This is a genomic window from Silvimonas iriomotensis, from assembly GCF_014645535.1.
GTDB lineage: Bacteria > Pseudomonadota > Gammaproteobacteria > Burkholderiales > Chitinibacteraceae > Silvimonas > Silvimonas iriomotensis.
In genome coordinates this window covers 267,081-283,847 of the sequence record NZ_BMLX01000002.1, presented here as the reverse complement: position 1 = coordinate 283,847, position 16,767 = coordinate 267,081, and the positions used below count along the sequence as shown (strand labels likewise).

The following is a 16,767-nucleotide window of genomic DNA, read 5'->3' as shown; positions in this document are numbered from 1 at the left end:
CTTTGGGGTTTGCGCCTCACACATCACACTTCACGGGCGCCGCCAAACATGACTCCTGAAACCGTCATCACCCTGATCCAGCGTGCCATGGAAGTGCTGGTGTTGCTGGCTGGTCCGATCCTGTTGTCTGTGCTGGCGGCGGGTCTGATTGTGTCGGTGTTCCAGGCCGCCACCCAGATCAACGAAGCGACGCTCTCGTTCATCCCCAAGCTGCTGGTGGCGTTCCTGGTGTTTGTGCTGGCGGGCCCCTGGATGATCGGCATCATTACCGATTACACCACGCGCCTGTTTCAGAGCATTCCCACCCTGATCGGGTAAACCCGCCGCATGTTCACGTTTACCGACGCGCAAATCAACGCCTGGCTGGCGCTGTTCCTGTGGCCGTTCCTGCGCATTCTGGGCGTGTTGCTGGCTGATCCGTTTTTCTCCAATTCCGCCATCAACAGTACCGTACGGGTGTCGCTGGCCTTGCTGCTGACCTTGCTGATCGCGCCCATCTTGCCGGCCATGCCCAACGTGCCGGTGATGTCGGCGCAAGGCATCATGATCGGTATCAACCAGTTGCTGGTGGGCTGGATGATTGGCATGTGCATGCAACTGATTTTCAGTGCGGTAGAGATGGCGGGCAACATTGCCGGCCTGCAGATGGGCCTGGGTTTTGCCTCGTTCTATGACCCGCAAAGCGCCTCCAACGTACCGCTGGTGGCCCAGTTTCTCAGTGCGGCCACTTTGCTGATGTTTCTGGCCATGAACGGGCACCTGATTGTGTTGCGGGCACTGATCGAGAGCTTTTCCCAGTTGCCGCCCAATGATGCGCCGCTGGCCAGTGGCGCATTTCGCATGATTGCGGAGCACGGCAGCATGCTGTTCAACACGGGCTTGCGCCTGGCCATGCCGGTGGTGGGCGCGCTGCTGATCACCAACCTGGCCGTGGGCGTGATGACCCGCGCCGCGCCGCAACTGAATGTGTTCGCGATCGGCTTTCCCATCATGCTGGCGATCGGCGCTGCGGCGCTGTATATGGTGCTGCCGTTCCTGCCGCAATTTGTAAACGGCATGATCAACGAGTTCACGCGCTTTGTGAACGCCTTGATGCAAGCGCTGGCGCCGCAGTAGGCCGCTGCACTTATATATAGATAGATATGTATATCTTGTTGATTGGCTATCTCTACGTCATTGGCATGATGGCCATTGCTTCAGGCAGCCTGGCGCTGGGCGTTTTTTTTATCGTCGTGCTGGGCGTGTTGCCCACCTGGCTGATCTTGTGGCTCAAGCGGGCAGGGCAGATCAAAAAAGCACAAAAGCAGGCAGAGCTGGCCGAACGGGCTGCACTTGAACAGGCCGCAGTGGACCACGGTGAAGGACAGAGCGCGCCGTGAGCCAGAAACCCGCTATTGCCTGGCGTGACGGGGTCGCGCCCAGTTTCGTCATCCTGCCCGAACAAGGCGCCTGGCCAGATCTGCTGACCTTCCTGTTGCACCGCTTTCCCCATCTGCCCGAAGGTGGCATGGCCGCCAGGCTGGCCGCTGGCGAAATCATGGACGATGCCGGCCAGCCGGTGCGCGCTGCGGACCCATACCGGCCCGGCGGGCGCTTGTGGTATTTCCGCGAAGTGCCGGATGAAGAGCCGGTGCCCTTCGAGGCCCAGGTGATCTATCGGGACGAACGGATTCTGGTCGCAGACAAGCCCCACTTTCTGGCGACGGTGCCCTCTGGCCGGCGCCTGCGGGAAACCTTGCTCAACCGCTTGCGCCAATCGCTGGATCTGCCTGAACTCACGCCCGTACACCGGCTGGACCGGGAAACCGCCGGCCTCGTGATGTTCTGCCTGCATCCGCCCAGCCGCGGGCGGTATCAATCCTTGTTTGAATCGCGCCAGGTCAGCAAGGTGTATGAAGCCATCGCACCGCTCAACCCGGCCTTGAACCTGCCGCTGGTTCACCGCAGCCGCCTTGTACAGGGGGAGCACTTTTTTACCTCGCAAGAGGTAGAGGGTGAGCCCAATGCCGAAACGCGCATTTCACTCTTGCAAGATAACGGCCAGCTGGGCTGGTACCGGCTGGAGCCGCATACCGGCAAGAAACATCAGCTGCGTGCGCATATGTCCGCGCTGGGCATGCCCATCTGCAATGACCCGTGGTACCCGCAAGTGCAGCCGGATGCGCCGGATGATTTCACCCGGCCACTGCAATTGCTGGCCCGCTCGCTGCAGTTTGTTGATCCGGTCAATGGGGAAGAGCGCGTTTTTGAGAGCACGCGTTCACTGATCTGGCCGGTTTAACCCGTTTTCCTGCCATCCCGCCCCTGCGACACGGCGGAGATCGTCCAGTGCAGACGGTGTCCCGTCACGCCTGAATACGTTCCTTCCCGGTGTCATCACGGTTGCCGCGCTTTTCCGGATATTTATCTGTCATTGAGGCCGACCCGCGCCGTTCATCCTGCGTTTCAAGACGCCTATAGGGCAATATTCTTGCCCTTTTTCCAGGCCGAAGCAGAACTTGCCTATACATGTGCGGGAAATCCCGAATACTTTTTTATGGTGTTTTGAGCGGGTGCTTGTTTGACGAATGAATTTTTCCTGACGCGAGACCCGCTACCCCAAATCTGAAATGGCGTCGAGTGGTGCATCAGCTTATGTCATTGAACTATGTGGCACTATTTTGGTGCACTGAAGGCGATTCTAAACGTTTGTTTTAATTAAAGATTACACTACACTTTCTTATAAATTGTTTTAAATAAATAATAAATAGTTCCACATGGAATATTTGGCGATACTTATATTCACTTTTTGCGGGGTTCTGTGGTGTTACTTGCAGGTACGTCAAGGGCGCTTTGAGGGTCTTGGACTGGCATTGACTGTTGTCATGATACGACAACAGTAACGATGTTAGGCCTTTGATATGATCTAAATATATGATTTATAAGAAAATTGTTTGATGTTGATTGCACTTGAAAACACGTGTTTATCCCTTTGTAACGTGTTTACTGTGTATTTTTGACAACAAAAATTAGGAAGAAGTCTCTTTTTTTTGTTGAGGGAATGTCACTTCTGCGATTATCCGCTCACTTACACGGCCAACCGACAACGATGGCCGGAGACGGTCGCCAACAGCGCACCGCTTGGCCGTACTGTAAGGATGTGGGCTTCCACTTACCAACCCTGGGAGGCAGTTGTGCTTCATAAAAGAAAAACTCTCGTAGTAGCACTGGCTATGATCGGTGCAACCTATGCAGCGTCTGCCTTCGCAGATGATGCAGATTCTTCGTCCCCCGCCGCCAATCGCGTGGAAGTGACCGGTACATACCTGCGTGGCATCAAGCAACAAAGCGCCACGCCGATGACCGTGATCAAGACGGAAGACCTGACCAAGCAAGGTATCGTCAACGTCGAACAAGCTGTTGCCGCCATTGCTGCCAACACTTCGGCCATTACTGCCGCGACCTCTGTCGGTACCGACAACGGTGGCGCTGCATTCGCTGACTTGCGTGGTCTGGGTGAGCAATACACACTGGTTCTGCTGGACGGCCGCCGTATGGCCAACCAGGCCAGTAACGGCCTGGCCGTTGACCTGAACGCCATTCCGCTGGCCACGATTGATCACATCGACGTGTACAAGGGCGGTGCTACCGCTACCTACGGTACCGACGCGATCGCCGGCGTTATCAACTTCGTGACCAAGAAGTCGGTTCAAGGCGCAACGATTGAAGCCCGTATCCTGTCCCCGCAACACCCGGGCGGCCTGACCAAAGAAGTGAGCGTCACCGGCGGCAAGGGCAGCCTGGTTGACGACGGCTTCAACGTTTACGGTTCGTTCACCGCATCCAAGTCCAACGAGATCAAGACGACAGATCGTGATTTCGCGCAAAACTCCCTGAACCCGATCGGTACCAGCGGCAACTCTTTCCCGGCCAACTATGTGCCGCAAAATGTTGACCCTAATACCGGCAAGGTAACCGTCCTGGGCAGCGCGACCAACCCGATGTATCCGGGTTGCAATCCGCCGACGCTGGTTGCTTACAACGGCACTTGCCGCGAACAGACTCCGCTGTTCTATGGTATTCAGCCTGAAGTTGAGCAGTACACCGTGACGGGCAAGGCTTCCAAGCAAATCAACGAAGACAACCTGGTGGCCCTGCAGTACATCGGTACGCAAACCACCACGAAGACCCGTGTTGCGCCGACGCCGTTGCTGACCTATACCAACGACTTCTTTACGCTGCCGAGCACTTCACCGTACTTCCCGACTTCCGGTCTGCCGGATGGCACCAACCAACTGGAACTGCATTCCCGTTCCATCCCGGCTGGCGATCGTATGGACGAAATCGTCTCTACGACTCAACGTGTTATGGCCACTGCTGATGGCATGATCGGTAGCTGGGCTTATGCTGGCGGTCTGGCTTACTCGCAAAACCAGGTTCGTCACTACCTGACCGGTGGTTACGTTGACGGCAGCAAGCTGCAAGATGCATTCAACAACGGCACCTTGAACCCGTTCGGCGATTCCGCTCCGGGCGCATGGGATAGCGTTGCCCTGAATGGCAAGATCGAAGAAGACAAGTACGCCACCACCCTGGCTGACTTCCACGTCAACAAGGACATCTACACCCTGCCAGCTGGCGCTGTGCAGTTTGTTGCTGGTGTAGAAGCCCGTCACGAAAGCCTGGATGCCGTCTTTACCCAGCTGGCCCAATCGGCCCTGAGTACCGGTCTTGAGTCCGCCCAGAACACCAGTGGTAGCCGCAACTCGCAAGCTGTCTTTATGCAGTTGGCCATCCCGGTGACCGAAACCCTGAACGTGAACCTGGCCGCACGTGACGATTACTTCAGCGATTTCGGTAACACCGCGAACCCTGAAGTGAAGTTCACCTGGCAGCCGATCGAACAGATCAAGTTCCGTGGTAACGCCAGCACTGGTTTCCGTGCGCCGTCGCTGTACAACATCTATCAGCCGAACCAGCAGACCAACACGGCCGGCCAGTACAACGATCCGTTGAACTGCCCGAACGGCGTTCTGCAACCGGGTGGTAATCAGGGGCGCGATTGTGAAGCCCAGCAGCAGTTGCTGATTGGCGGTAGCAAAGACCTGAAGCCGGAAAAATCTGACTCCGCCAGCTTCGGTTTCGTGGTTGAGCCGATCAAGGCTGTGACCGCGTCGGTCGACTTCTGGTGGACCAACATCCACGACACCATCGGTACCCTGTCTGAATCCGCTATTTTTGCTGATCCGGACAAGTACGCTGACCGTTTCGTGCGTGATCCGTCTACCCAGAAACTGCTGTACGTAATCGATACCACCCAGAACCTGGGTAATACCATGACCTCTGGTATCGACTTGTCCGCAACGGTGCGTCTGCCCAAGACCGATATTGGTAACTTCTCGGTCACTTACGACGGTACTTACCTGACCAAGTTCGACTATCAGCACGAGAAAGATGGCCAGTACTTCCACGGTATCGGTCAGTTCTCGGACTACAACAACGCCCCGATCTTCCGCTACAAGCAAGACCTGAACCTGAACTGGAACAAGGGTAACTTCAGCGGCATTCTGGGTTCGACCTACCAGACTGGTTACCAGGATATGTACGAAGGCAACCGCGTTGCTTCCTACATCCTGTGGAACCTGTCCGGGACGTACGTGTATCACAAGGATCTGACGATCACTGCAGGTATCAAGAACCTGTTTGACAAGGCTCCGCCGTACTCCAATCAGGATTACACCTTCCAGCAAGGTTACGATCCGCGCTTCTTCGACGCAGTCGGTCGCGCTTACTACCTGCAAGCATCCTACAAGATGTAATTGCAGACCGGCCCTGGCCTCTGTCCTTTACCAGAAGGGCAGGGGCCTGGCCAATATGGCAGCAAGTTTCAACCAAGCCCGTGAGGGTGAGTTGATGGTTGTGGCAAGTTGAACTTCTGGATCAAGTCGTCGCAGGTAAAGGCGACAAGGTTCAGGTGAATGAAGGTTGAGCCGAACAATGGCTAACACAGCATACGGATATGGCCAAGGCCGTGCCGGTGGCCGTCGTGCAACAGGTCTGGTGGGCGTGGTGGTTTTCCACGTGCTCCTGATTTACGCACTGATCTCTGGCCTGGCACAGGACGCGGTCAAGAAAATCCAGCAAAAGGTGGAAGTCTCGATCATCAGCGAGCCGCCCCCGCCTCCACCCCCGCCGCCCCCTCCCAAAGTAGAGAAGGTCATCCCCAAGGCCGCACCGCCGGTGCCGCAGCCCAAGGCCTATGTGCCGCCGGTTGAGCATCCGAACAATGCGCCTGCGCCGACTGCCATTGCAGCGACGACGTCTGACCCGGCCCCGCAAGCACCCGCTCCGGCCCCTGCGCCCGCTCCGGCGCCCGCGCCGAGTGGTCCGTTGTCAGCCAAGGGCAATTGTACGCACCTGGAGAACCCGGAATATCCTGGCAAAGCCATGGAAGACGGGATCGAAGGTCTGGTTTCCGTTGTGTTCTCTTTTGGTAGCAACGGCAAATTCAGTGCGATCGAAAGCATGAATTTCAAAGGTATTCCTGCTTCGTACCGCAGCCAGTTCAAGGCTGAAATTACCAAGGCTCTGCAAGGCTACGCCTGCCCGGCCGGCTCGTTTGTCTACGAGTACAACTTCCATATGAATTCCGATTCCTGACCGGAATCACCGTTAGCACAAGGGTCACGATCATGACTAAGCAATTCTCTACTTTCATCAAATCTTTCGCTGCTGTGGCCGGCCTGATGGCTGTGTCCGCTGTGGCCTCCGCCGCTGAGGGTTCCAACCCCTACGGTATCGACGCACTGTGGAACCAGGGCGACGTCGTTGCCCGTACCGTGCTGATCATTCTGCTGATCATGTCCGCATCCACCTGGTATGTCGGCATCGTCAAGCTGCTGGAACAACGCCGTCTGTTGAAGCACGGCCGCACCCTGCTGGAATCCTCCGGCGTGGAACTGCAACAAAAGGCTGTGGCCGAGAACGACGACGTGCTGTTCACCGCCGTTGCTGTTGCCGGTATCGAAGCTGCCAAGGAACACAAGGGCGATCTGGCGCAACGTGTTGACCTGAACACCTGGGTTGCCATGGCGATCTCCGACGCAGTGGATTCCGCTGGTCACCACATGCAATCGGGCCTGTCCGTGGTTGCCACCATCGGTTCTACCGCCCCGTTCGTGGGTCTGTTCGGTACCGTTTGGGGTATCTACCATGCGCTGACCGCCATCGGTATCGCTGGTCAAGCCTCGATCGACAAGGTTGCTGGCCCGGTGGGTGAAGCGCTGATCATGACCGCGATCGGTCTGGCTGTCGCTGTGCCGGCCGTGCTGGGTTACAACTGGCTGGTTCGTCGCAACAAGCTGGTGCTGGATATGGTTCGCGTGGTTGCTGGCCGTCTGCACGCCGGTCTGCTGGCTTCCCCGGCCAAGTAAGAAGGTCAGGTAAACATCATGGCGCGCTATCGCAGACCCAGTCACGGTGGCGCTACCGGTGAAGAAGATCAGGTGATGTCCGCCATCAACACTACGCCGCTCGTCGACGTGATGCTGGTGTTGCTGATCATCTTCCTGATCACCATCCCGGTGGTGACCCAGACCGTGAACGTGAAGCTGCCGACGGAATCCAATATCCCGACGCAGACCAAACCGGAAAACATCGTTCTTGCTGTTGACGCCAAGAACGTCACCTACTGGAACCAGCAGCCGATCAGCGATACAGAATTGCTGGCCCGTCTGGAAAAGGCCGCGGTGAAAGACCCGCAGCCCGAGGTTCATATCCGCGGTGACGTAACCGCCCGTTATGGCCCGCTGGGTCGTATCGTGCTGGCCGTGCAGCGTGCCGGTATCGTGAAGATTGCTTTCATCACGGAACCGCAACCCGGCGGTCAGTAAGCAGGACTGACTGACAAAACGCCAGCGTGTGTTTTGTCAGTCGCAGAACGAATTATCAAGGGCGGTTGTTAACCCTCCGCCCCATGGAGAACCACCATGGCCATGAATGTAGGCTCGTCGGGTGATGACGATCTGATGATGGAAATCAACACCACGCCGTTGATCGACGTGATGCTGGTACTTCTGATCATGCTGATCATTACCATTCCGATCCAGACGCACGCAGTGAAGCTGGATATGCCGACCAACAACAACCAGCCGAACAACGCCGAGAAACCGGTCGTGATCCAGCTGGACATCCTGCCGAACAACGAGATCCACTGGAACGGTGAAGTGGTCAATGGCCGCGCCGATCTGGAAAGCCGCCTGGGCACCGTTGCCAAAGCCAATCCGCAGCCGGAGTTTCACATCCGCCCGGACAAGGACGCCAGCTACGCACCCGTAGCCGAAGTCCTGGCTGAATCGCAACGCATTGGCGTGAAGAAGATCGGCATTGTGGGCGGTGAGCAGTTCCTGCAGTAACAGAGCATGCCGCACGCTGGTGGCAAAGCCGGAACAGAACAGGCTGGGTGCCGGTCAGCGTGTGAGAATTGAGATGCCTGGGGGTTTTCCCTCCAGGCATTTTCTTTGGGCAACAGACTGGTTTTGCGGGTGATAAAAGACCCGCGCCGCTGACGTTCGATGTGGCTTTGACTACATATAACCAAGACCGCCTGATCAGAAAGGGAGCTTCTGGCTGGCGCAAGGCGAACGGACAGTCCTGTTTACGGGCGATCCCCGTAACGGTTTGAGAGGGAAGGGGGAAAGATGAGACTGAGAGTGCTGGCCCTGGTGGCCATGCTGACTGCCGCTTGCGCCGCCACGACGCTGGCCGCACCGGACCCGGACAAAGTGCTGCATAGCTCGTTCAATGCGCCAGAAACCGGGTACGACCCGGCCAAGACGTCAGACGTGTATTCGCACGGCGTGATGGAAAACATCTTTGAGCCGCTGCTCACTTATGATTACGTCGCGCGCCCGGCCAAGCTGATTCCGCTGATTGCGACCAGCATGCCGCAAGTCAGTGCAGATGGTCTCACCTACACCATCCATATCCAGAAAGGCATCTACTTTGCCGATGACCCCGTCTTCAAGGGCAAGAAGCGTGAGTTGACCGCCGCGGACGAGGTTTATGCGCTCAAGCGCATTGCCGACCCGGCTACAGGCTCACCTTCCAACTACCTGGTGGCGGGCCATTTCGTTGGCGTTGATGAACTGGTTGCAAAGGCCAAAAACGGCAAGTTTGACTACGACGCCCCCTGCGAAGGCATCAAGGCCCTTGACCGCTACACCATCCAGCTAAAACTCAAGCAGCTTTACCCGGCGCTACCCTATGTCCTGGCCATGCCGCATACCTCGCCAGTGGCGCGGGAAGTCATGGAGGCCTATGGCCAGAACTCGCTGGCGCACCCAGTGGGCACCGGCCCGTACATTCTCAAGGAATGGAAGCCCGGCGTAAAAACCACGCTGGTCTACAACCCCAATTTCCGTCATGTCGTGTTTGATTTCCACCCCACACCGGGCGACAAGGCCGGCGAGCAAGTGGCGCGGGAAATGAACGGCAAGACCATGCCGCAGATTGGCCGGATTGAAGTGTCCATCTTTACCGAAGAACAACCCATGTGGCTGGCATTCAAGAGCGGCCAGCTTGATGAGTTGTATTCGATCCCGCAGCCGCTGTTGCGCGGCGTGCTGAACATGGACCCGAAGAACCCGCGCCGTGCTGCACTCAAGTCTGAATACCGCAAAGCGGGTTTGAAGATCAGCCGCGTGCTGGATCCGGAAATCACCTACTGGGCATTCAACATGCAAGACCCGGTGCTGGGCGGCTTGTCCAAAGAAAAGATCGCCCTGCGTCGTGCCATTGCCATGTCGTTTGATACCGACCAGACGATTCGCGATATCCGCCGTAACAATGCCGTGCGCGTTGAATACACCATTCCGCCAGGCGTAGTGGGGCATAACCCGAACTTTAAATATCACTATGAATTCAACCGCCCGCTGGCCAATGCGCTGCTGGATGAGTTCGGCTACAAGATCGGTCCGGATGGCTACCGGATGACCCCTGAAGGCAAGCCGATCTCGATCGACTTCCTGACTGATGCTTCCGCGATTGGTCGTCAATGGAACGAATACTGGCAAGAAGCGCTTGATTCGATCCATATCCGCACCGTGTTCCGTCCTGTCATGTTCAACGATGCGCTCAAGGCATTGCGTTCTTGCACCTATGGGATCTACGGCGCTGCGTGGATCGCCGACTACCCGGATGGTGAGAACTTCGCGATGCTCAACTACAGCAAGAACATCGGGGCGGAAAACACCGCGTGTTACAACTCGCCGCGCTACGACAAGCTGTATCTGGCATCGCAAAAGCTGCAAGACAGCCCGGAACGCAATCACCTGTACGACGAAATGAACAAGGTGATGATGGAAGAAACCCCGTGGCTGCCGGGCGAGACGCGTTTCCGCAACCGTATGATGCAACCCCGTGTACTGGGCGATGAGGTTCACCCCATCTTCCAGGTATCCTGGCGTTTCATGGATATCCAGAAGTAAGGAGCCGGCAACATGTTCGCTTATATCGTTCGTCGCGTACTGCAAATGATCCCGACCCTGTTCGGGGTGATGTTGCTGGTGTTTATGCTGTTTAACGTGTTTGGTGGCGACCCTTCGCTGGTGCTGGCGGGTAAGCACCTGACCGCGGAGTCGCTGGCCAGTATCCGTGCCCAACTGGGTCTGGATAAAAGCCAGTTTGCGCAGTTCATGATCTTCGTGAAACAGGTACTGACGCTGAACTTTGGCACCTCCTGGTCTACGCAGCAGCCGGTGTCCGACATCATTGGCTCGCGCATTGGCCCGTCGCTGCTGCTGACCGGCTCCATGCTGGTGGTCGACTTGCTGATCGCCATCCCGCTGGCCGCGACCGTCGCGTATTTCCGCCGTGGCCTGACCGACCGTATTGTCACCATCTGCTGCACCATCGCCATGTCGGTCTCGGCGCTGGTGTACATCATTGCGGGTCAATACTGGCTGGCTTACAAGCTGGGCTGGTTCCCGGTTTCGGGCTGGAGCGGTTCGGCCTGGCATAACCTGTGGTACTACGTGCCGCTGCCGATGCTGATGGGCCTGATGGTGTCACTGGGGCCGGATATCCGCTTCTATCGCTCGTTCTTTATCGAAGAACTGGGTAACGACTACGTGCGTACCGCCCGCGCCAAAGGTTTGTCGGAGCGCGTGGTCATGCTCAAGCACGTGCTGCGCAATGCGCTGATTCCGGTGGTCACCACCGTGATGATGTCGCTGCCGTATCTGCTGATCGGCGCGCTGGTGCTGGAAACCTTCTTCAGTATTCCCGGTATGGGTAACGCGGTGGTGCTCGCTGTCAACAACAGCGACTTCCCGATCATCAAGGCCATTACGGTGTACATCGCCCTGGCCACCATGATCTTCAACCTGCTGGCCGATCTGATCTACAAGCTGATCGACCCGCGCGTGCAACTCAAGTAACCGGAGAGACAACATGACAAGTACTGTACAGGCTGCTCCGGCCATGAATGGCACGCCGGAAGTGCACCGTGGTTTCTGGGCGCTGGGCTGGCGCCGGCTCAAGCGCGACAAGGTGGCGATGATCTCGCTGATGGTGGTGGGCGCGTTCCTGGCCATCGCCGTAGCGGGCTGGTTCAACATCATTGGCGATGGCTGGCGCAAGGAAGTCGCCATCCCTTATGCGCCGCCGTCCTGGTTGGCGCAAAGCGCGGAAGAAACCCTGCCGCCGGCAGAAGAAGAGGCGGGCGCCAAAACCAATGCGCCCATCGTGACCATGACCGAAGCCGAAGACCCCATCGGCAAGGAACTGGCGATTGCCCGGCAGAACATGGGCAAATATGCCTCAGTCGAAACCCCGTTGCGCGAATCCTTGCCCTTCGGCGGCGACCTGCGTGGCCGTGACGTGATCGTCAAGACCATCAAGGGCACGTCTACCTCTGTGTTCGTCGGTATCTTTGGCGCGCTGTTCACGCTGCTGCTGGGCACCGTGCTGGGTGCGATTTCCGGCTACTTTGGCGGCAAGGTCGATGACTTTCTGAACTGGTTCTACAGTGTGTTTACCAGCGTACCGGACATGCTGTTGCTGCTGTCGTTTGCGGCGGTGGCCGGGCGCGGTATCAAGACCATCATTATCGTGATGGCGCTCACCAGCTGGACCGGTACTTACCGTCTGGTGCGGGCCGAGTATCTCAAGCTGAAGAACCGCGAGTTCGTGCAGGCCGCCAGCGCCATTGGCGCCAGCGATGCCCGCCGGATCTTTGTGCACATCCTGCCCAATATCTCGCACTTGTTGCTGGTGCAGTTCTCGCTGTTGACCGTGGCCTTGATCAAGTACGAAGCCATTCTGTCGTTCCTGGGCTTTGGTGTGGGTGTGACGCAGGTGAGCCTGGGCTCCATGCTGGCCGAAGCACCGGCCGAGCTGGTGCAAGGTGTGTGGTGGCAAATGGTGGCGGTGACGATCGCCATGTCTCTGTTGGTGACGGCATTCAGTCTGTTGATTGATGGACTGCGCGATGCCTTTGATCCCAAAGCCAATAAATAAGAGGACCGACACCATGAACCACGCCGCTCAACAAGAAACGCTGCTGTCGATCCGCAACCTTGATGTGCGCTTCAAGCAAGAAGACGCCGAGCCGTTTCACGCGCTCAAGGGCATCAGCCTGGATATCCCGAAACACACCACCGTGGCACTGGTGGGCGAATCGGGCTCGGGCAAGTCGGTGACGTCGATGGCCATCATGCAATTGCTGCCGGCGATGCAAACGCTGATCGACCCGGCCAGCCAGATCCTGTTTGAAGGCCGTAACCTGCTGGAAGTGGCGGGCGCGGATTTGCGCCGTCTGCGTGGCAAAGACATTGCCATGATCTTCCAGGAGCCAATGAGCTCGCTCAACCCGGTGTTTACCGTGGGCGACCAGATCATCGAAACCCTGATGCTGCACGCAAAGCTGTCACGCGCTGCTGCCGCCAGACGGGCGCTGGAATTGCTGATTGAAGTGGGCCTGCCAGACCCGGAAAAGAAGATCAAGAACTACCCGCACGAGCTCTCTGGCGGCCAGCAGCAACGCGTGATGATTGCCATCGCCATTGCTTGCGAGCCCAAGCTCTTGATTGCGGATGAACCGACCACGGCGCTGGATGTGACCATCCAGAAACAGATTCTGGAACTGATCGCCAAACTGCAGGCCAAGCGCGGCATGTCCGTGCTGTTCATCACGCATGATCTGGGGCTGGTGGGCGAGTTTGCCGACAAAGTGGTGGTGATGCGCCACGGCCAGATTCGCGAGGCGGGCGAGGTCAAACAGATTTTTGAAGCGCCGCAGGACGCCTACACCAGGGCCTTGCTGGCCTGCCGTCCGCAACTGGACCAGCGCCCGATGCGTCTGCCGGTGATTGATGACTTCATGAAGCCGGGCGGCTTTGTCTCGGCGGGCGAGCGTCAGCGCGGTTACACGCCCAATGACGAAATCGTGCTGGATGTACAGGGCCTGGCCAAGTCGTTTGATATCCGCCAGGGTTTGTTTGGCAAAAAACAGTTTCATGCCGTGAAGGATGTGTCTTTCAAACTGGCGCGCGGCAAGACGCTGGGGATTGTGGGCGAGTCGGGCTCGGGCAAGACCACGGTCGGCCTGACCCTGGTGCGCCTGCATCAAGCTACAGCCGGCAAGGCGCTGTTTGAAGGCAAAGACCTGCTGGCCATGTCGCCCAAAGAATTCCACGCCTACAAGCGCCGCATCCAGATCATTTTCCAGAACCCGTATGCGTCGCTCAACCCGCGCTTTACGGTGGAGCAGATTCTGGCTGAGCCGATGACGCTGCATGGCATTGGCAACAATGGCGCTGAACGCCGCAAACTGGCGCAAGAGTTGCTGGATCGCGTGGGTTTGCCGGCGCGTTCGCTGGTGAAATACCCGCACGAGTTCTCTGGCGGCCAGCGGCAGCGTATTGCCATTGCCCGCTGCTTGACCATGAAGCCCGAAGTGCTGATTTGTGATGAATCGGTCTCGGCGCTGGATGTGTCGGTGCAGGCGCAGGTGCTCAACTTGCTGCAAGATCTGCAGGACGAGTTCAAGTTGTCGTACCTGTTTATCTCGCACGATCTGGCGGTGGTCAAACATATCTCTGATCAGGTGCTGGTGATGAACAAGGGTGAAGTGGTGGAGCAGGGCGATTCTGACGCCATTTACCGCCAGCCCAAAGAAAGCTACACCCGCCGCTTGCTCGACTCGATCCCGACTGGCTGGACCGGCGGCGCGCCCGCGCTGGCCTGATCCAGACTGCGCTGGTCAACACACCCGGCCGTGCCTTGCACCGCCGGGTGTTGTTTTATTTCGCCAGGATTGCGTTTTGCGCTGCGTCAAGCCAGGATGATCTGCCCTGAGGAGGATCGCATGACGCATATCGAACGCCATTCCGACCCCCGTGCATTTGCCAATGATCTTGGCGCATGGCTGGGCGACAACTACGCCATTCACAACCAGCTGTATAACGCGGTACTGCGCACCACTGTGGCATTGATGGTGGCGCATGAGCGGCGGCTCTATCTGGTCAAGCGCGGTACGGCCACGGTGGGTGCCTGCATGAGTATTGGCCCCGCGCCGCGGTTCTCGCTGATGATCACCGATCTGGATGCCGCAGCCTGTGCCGCGCTGGCGGCTGAACTGGCGCACGAAGGCATCACCCCCACTGATATCGTCGGCCCGGCGCCGGATGCGCGCCGACTGGCCGGGCTGTACGCCCAGGACCATCGCATTGAAGTGCATACCGCGCTGGGGAATTTCCAGTTGCAGCGTCAGCCTGTTACCACCGGTGCAGCAGGGCAGTTGCGCCCGGCCACCGCGGCAGATCGCGCCTGGCTGCTGCGGCACTGGATTGATTTTGCGCATGAAGCGCATATCCCGGAGCCGGATGAACTCGTGGCGGAGCGCATTGCAGCGCAACTGGAGTCCGCCGTGCAAACGTTGTGGATCTGGCAGGTTGATGGCGTGGATGCCGCCTTTTGCGCCGGATCGTACCAGCCGCCGTTGTCACGCATTGGCCCGGTGTACACCTTGCCGGCCCACCGCGGACGTGGTTATGCCGGCGCCATGGTCGCTGCGGTCTCTGAGGTAGCGCTGGGGCGCGGCATCAAAGACCTGTTTCTGTCGACTGATCTGGCCAACCCGACCAGCAACGCCGTGTACAAGCGCATTGGCTATGTGCAGATTGGCGAACATCTGCATTTGCGCTTGCTGGCAGACACCGCCACGGTCCAGGCCTGATGGCGACGCTTGTACCATTGCAGACGCGGCGGCTGAACCGGCATCACGCTGCGGATGTCGCCGCCTTGCAGGCCATACTGGAGGCCGCCCCCGGCTACGCCTTGCTGGTGCAAGGGCAATTGCCGCAAAGAGAGGCCGCAGCAGAAGATCTGGCAGCGCTGCCGCCCGGTATCGGGCATGACGACAAGTTTGTCTGGTTGTTGCTGCACGGTGATCAAGCCGTAGGCGCGATTGATCTGATCCGCGGCTATCCGCAGCCGGACTGTGCCTGGCTGGGGCTCTTGTTGCTGATCGAAAGCCACCAGCGGCAAGGACTGGGCGCGGCGGCCCTGGCGCTGGTACTGGCTGAGGCCCACCGCTGGGGCTGTACCGAGATGCGGCTGGGCGTGGTGGCCTGCAATGTCGTTGCGCTGCGGTTCTGGCAGCAACATGGCTTTGCCGAAATTGAACGCAAGCAGGTGGACGGTTACACCGACGAGGTGATCGTCATGCGCCGCGTTTTGTAGACGCGGGCACCGGGGCCGGGACGGCGCGCGGCGGCACACGCCCTGGCCATTGCGCCATCACGAGCGCCTCCACTGCCTTGAGCAAACGCGCGCCCATCAGCGCGCAGTACAGATTCAGCGCAAACATCGGCGGCAGCAGGATGTACCACGGTAGCTGCAGATCGGCCAGCAGGCTGACGGGCGCATAGATCAGCGTGGCGGACACACCCTGGGCAAAGAACACATAAATGGCGTTGCGGCCCACCCAGCGCAAGGGTTCTTGCGTGAACAGCCACGACACCGGGCGCCAGCGCGTCAGCAACAGCAAAGTGCACAGGGATAACCACGAACAGGCAAAGTACAACGCCTGCGGCGGAAACTTGTACGTTTGCAGATGAACCAGCGCATCGTGCAACTGCGGTGTGCAACACAACTGCCAGATCGCCTGCAATGTAATCAGCGCAAACCAGTACCAGGGCAGGCGTTGTCTGGCGTGGCAATAGCCCAGCAGGAACAGCGGCAGATAAAACATGCCGAACGCCACAATGGGCAACCAGCCCGTGTCCCAGTCTGCATCCGGCGCCAGTTGTGACAGGAACAAGGTGCCGACCAGCACCAGCGCCACGGTCAGCGCAGCGCGTTCATGAAACCAGATCAGGGCAATGGCGGCCGCGCTGACGCCCAGGTAAACGCGCATGAACCACATCGAGCCCATAACCACGTCATCGCCCGCGGCCATGCGGTAGTCATGCAGGTACCATTCCAGCAGACGCAAGGCAGGCAGATGATGGCCGCTGAGCACATAGCCCAGCCATACCACCGACACAAATGCCATATAGCGCCATTGCAGGCGCCACAGGTTCAGCCAGGTTTTTCGCGGGGAGGCAACCTTGCTGCAAGACCAGCCAGCAAGGAAAAAGAACAGCGGGACATCCAGCCACAGGCAAGCGCCATGCAACCAGGCAGGGGTGTAACTGTCGCCACTCCAGAACACCGAGTGGATAAACACCACAGAGATAACGGCAAAACCTTTCAATCCATCCAGCAAGGGATCACGTAACATCT

The 16,767-nt window shown here is 58.2% G+C and carries 16 protein-coding genes; 15 read left to right on the top strand and 1 reads right to left on the bottom strand.

Going from position 1 to position 16,767, the window contains the following annotated elements:
* Positions 1–48 precede the first annotated feature (48 nt).
* From fliQ to IEX57_RS07730, 15 genes are all read left to right on the top strand, one after another.
* Positions 49–318, top strand: coding sequence for a flagellar biosynthesis protein FliQ (gene fliQ / locus IEX57_RS07800; RefSeq protein ID WP_184102586.1), 270 nt, complete (start codon positions 49–51; stop codon positions 316–318).
* 9 nt (positions 319–327) lie between these two features.
* Entirely contained in the window at positions 328–1,116 is a 789-nt protein-coding gene (gene fliR, locus IEX57_RS07795) for a flagellar biosynthetic protein FliR (protein ID WP_188703720.1), read from the top strand.
* Between the two features lie 26 nt (positions 1,117–1,142).
* Positions 1,143–1,379: a hypothetical protein gene (locus tag IEX57_RS07790; RefSeq protein WP_188703719.1), complete on the top strand. Its 237-nt coding sequence runs from the start codon at positions 1,143–1,145 to the stop codon at positions 1,377–1,379.
* Positions 1,376–2,281: an RluA family pseudouridine synthase gene (locus IEX57_RS07785; RefSeq protein ID WP_188703718.1), complete on the top strand. Its 906-nt coding sequence runs from the start codon at positions 1,376–1,378 to the stop codon at positions 2,279–2,281. Before IEX57_RS07790 ends, IEX57_RS07785 begins: the two co-directional genes overlap by 4 nt.
* Positions 2,282–3,212: 931 nt before the next feature.
* The gene (locus IEX57_RS07780; RefSeq protein ID WP_229708913.1) at positions 3,213–5,798 is read left to right on the top strand and encodes a TonB-dependent receptor; all 2,586 of its coding nucleotides are present in this window, start codon (positions 3,213–3,215) and stop codon (positions 5,796–5,798) included.
* Between the two features lie 178 nt (positions 5,799–5,976).
* Positions 5,977–6,639: a hypothetical protein gene (locus IEX57_RS07775; protein WP_188703716.1), complete on the top strand. Its 663-nt coding sequence runs from the start codon at positions 5,977–5,979 to the stop codon at positions 6,637–6,639.
* Positions 6,640–6,671: 32 nt separating this feature from the next.
* Positions 6,672–7,412 (top strand): MotA/TolQ/ExbB proton channel family protein, encoded by a 741-nt coding sequence (locus IEX57_RS07770; RefSeq protein ID WP_188703715.1) that lies wholly within the window; start codon positions 6,672–6,674, stop codon positions 7,410–7,412.
* An 18-nt stretch (positions 7,413–7,430) separates the two neighbouring features.
* Positions 7,431–7,871, top strand: a complete 441-nt coding sequence (locus IEX57_RS07765) for an ExbD/TolR family protein (RefSeq protein ID WP_188703714.1) — start codon at positions 7,431–7,433, stop codon at positions 7,869–7,871.
* A gap of 96 nt (positions 7,872–7,967) precedes the next feature.
* A complete protein-coding gene (locus IEX57_RS07760) occupies positions 7,968–8,393 on the top strand; it encodes an ExbD/TolR family protein (protein WP_188703713.1) in 426 nt (141 codons plus the stop codon).
* A gap of 285 nt (positions 8,394–8,678) precedes the next feature.
* Entirely contained in the window at positions 8,679–10,466 is a 1,788-nt protein-coding gene (locus IEX57_RS07755; RefSeq protein ID WP_188703712.1) for an ABC transporter substrate-binding protein, read from the top strand.
* 12 nt (positions 10,467–10,478) lie between these two features.
* Positions 10,479–11,417 (top strand): ABC transporter permease, encoded by a 939-nt coding sequence (locus IEX57_RS07750; protein ID WP_188703711.1) that lies wholly within the window; start codon positions 10,479–10,481, stop codon positions 11,415–11,417.
* Between the two features lie 13 nt (positions 11,418–11,430).
* Positions 11,431–12,498: an ABC transporter permease gene (locus tag IEX57_RS07745; RefSeq protein ID WP_229708912.1), complete on the top strand. Its 1,068-nt coding sequence runs from the start codon at positions 11,431–11,433 to the stop codon at positions 12,496–12,498.
* 13 nt (positions 12,499–12,511) lie between these two features.
* Positions 12,512–14,227 (top strand): ABC transporter ATP-binding protein, encoded by a 1,716-nt coding sequence (locus tag IEX57_RS07740; protein ID WP_188703710.1) that lies wholly within the window; start codon positions 12,512–12,514, stop codon positions 14,225–14,227.
* Positions 14,228–14,347: 120 nt separating this feature from the next.
* Positions 14,348–15,217: a GNAT family N-acetyltransferase gene (locus IEX57_RS07735; RefSeq protein WP_188703709.1), complete on the top strand. Its 870-nt coding sequence runs from the start codon at positions 14,348–14,350 to the stop codon at positions 15,215–15,217.
* Complete coding sequence (locus IEX57_RS07730; RefSeq protein WP_188703708.1) at positions 15,217–15,723, top strand: GNAT family N-acetyltransferase; 507 nt, start codon at positions 15,217–15,219, stop codon at positions 15,721–15,723. The genes IEX57_RS07735 and IEX57_RS07730 overlap by 1 nt, the downstream gene beginning before the upstream one ends.
* On the opposite strand, the gene IEX57_RS07725 is transcribed toward IEX57_RS07730, so the two are convergent.
* Positions 15,704–16,765 carry an acyltransferase family protein gene (locus tag IEX57_RS07725; protein ID WP_188703707.1) on the bottom strand — a complete coding sequence of 354 codons (1,062 nt, stop codon included), beginning with the start codon at positions 16,763–16,765 and terminating at the stop codon, positions 15,704–15,706. The two genes, IEX57_RS07730 and IEX57_RS07725, sit on opposite strands and share 20 nt — an antisense overlap.
* Positions 16,766–16,767: the final 2 nt, after the last annotated feature.

Bases quoted from the DNA above. Each gene is read 5' to 3' on its own strand.
- fliQ (WP_184102586.1), top strand. From the start codon at position 49: ATGACTCCTGAAACCGTCATCACCCTGATCCAGCGTGCCATGGAAGTG.
- fliR (WP_188703720.1), top strand. From the start codon at position 328: ATGTTCACGTTTACCGACGCGCAAATCAACGCCTGGCTGGCGCTGTTC.
- IEX57_RS07790 (WP_188703719.1), top strand. From the start codon at position 1,143: ATGTATATCTTGTTGATTGGCTATCTCTACGTCATTGGCATGATGGCC.
- IEX57_RS07780 (WP_229708913.1), top strand. From the start codon at position 3,213: ATGATCGGTGCAACCTATGCAGCGTCTGCCTTCGCAGATGATGCAGAT.
- IEX57_RS07775 (WP_188703716.1), top strand. From the start codon at position 5,977: ATGGCTAACACAGCATACGGATATGGCCAAGGCCGTGCCGGTGGCCGT.
- IEX57_RS07770 (WP_188703715.1), top strand. From the start codon at position 6,672: ATGACTAAGCAATTCTCTACTTTCATCAAATCTTTCGCTGCTGTGGCC.
- IEX57_RS07765 (WP_188703714.1), top strand. From the start codon at position 7,431: ATGGCGCGCTATCGCAGACCCAGTCACGGTGGCGCTACCGGTGAAGAA.
- IEX57_RS07760 (WP_188703713.1), top strand. From the start codon at position 7,968: ATGGCCATGAATGTAGGCTCGTCGGGTGATGACGATCTGATGATGGAA.
- IEX57_RS07755 (WP_188703712.1), top strand. From the start codon at position 8,679: ATGAGACTGAGAGTGCTGGCCCTGGTGGCCATGCTGACTGCCGCTTGC.
- IEX57_RS07750 (WP_188703711.1), top strand. From the start codon at position 10,479: ATGTTCGCTTATATCGTTCGTCGCGTACTGCAAATGATCCCGACCCTG.
- IEX57_RS07745 (WP_229708912.1), top strand. From the start codon at position 11,431: ATGACAAGTACTGTACAGGCTGCTCCGGCCATGAATGGCACGCCGGAA.
- IEX57_RS07740 (WP_188703710.1), top strand. From the start codon at position 12,512: ATGAACCACGCCGCTCAACAAGAAACGCTGCTGTCGATCCGCAACCTT.
- IEX57_RS07735 (WP_188703709.1), top strand. From the start codon at position 14,348: ATGACGCATATCGAACGCCATTCCGACCCCCGTGCATTTGCCAATGAT.
- IEX57_RS07730 (WP_188703708.1), top strand. From the start codon at position 15,217: ATGGCGACGCTTGTACCATTGCAGACGCGGCGGCTGAACCGGCATCAC.
- IEX57_RS07725 (WP_188703707.1), bottom strand. From the start codon at position 16,765: ATGTTACGTGATCCCTTGCTGGATGGATTGAAAGGTTTTGCCGTTATC.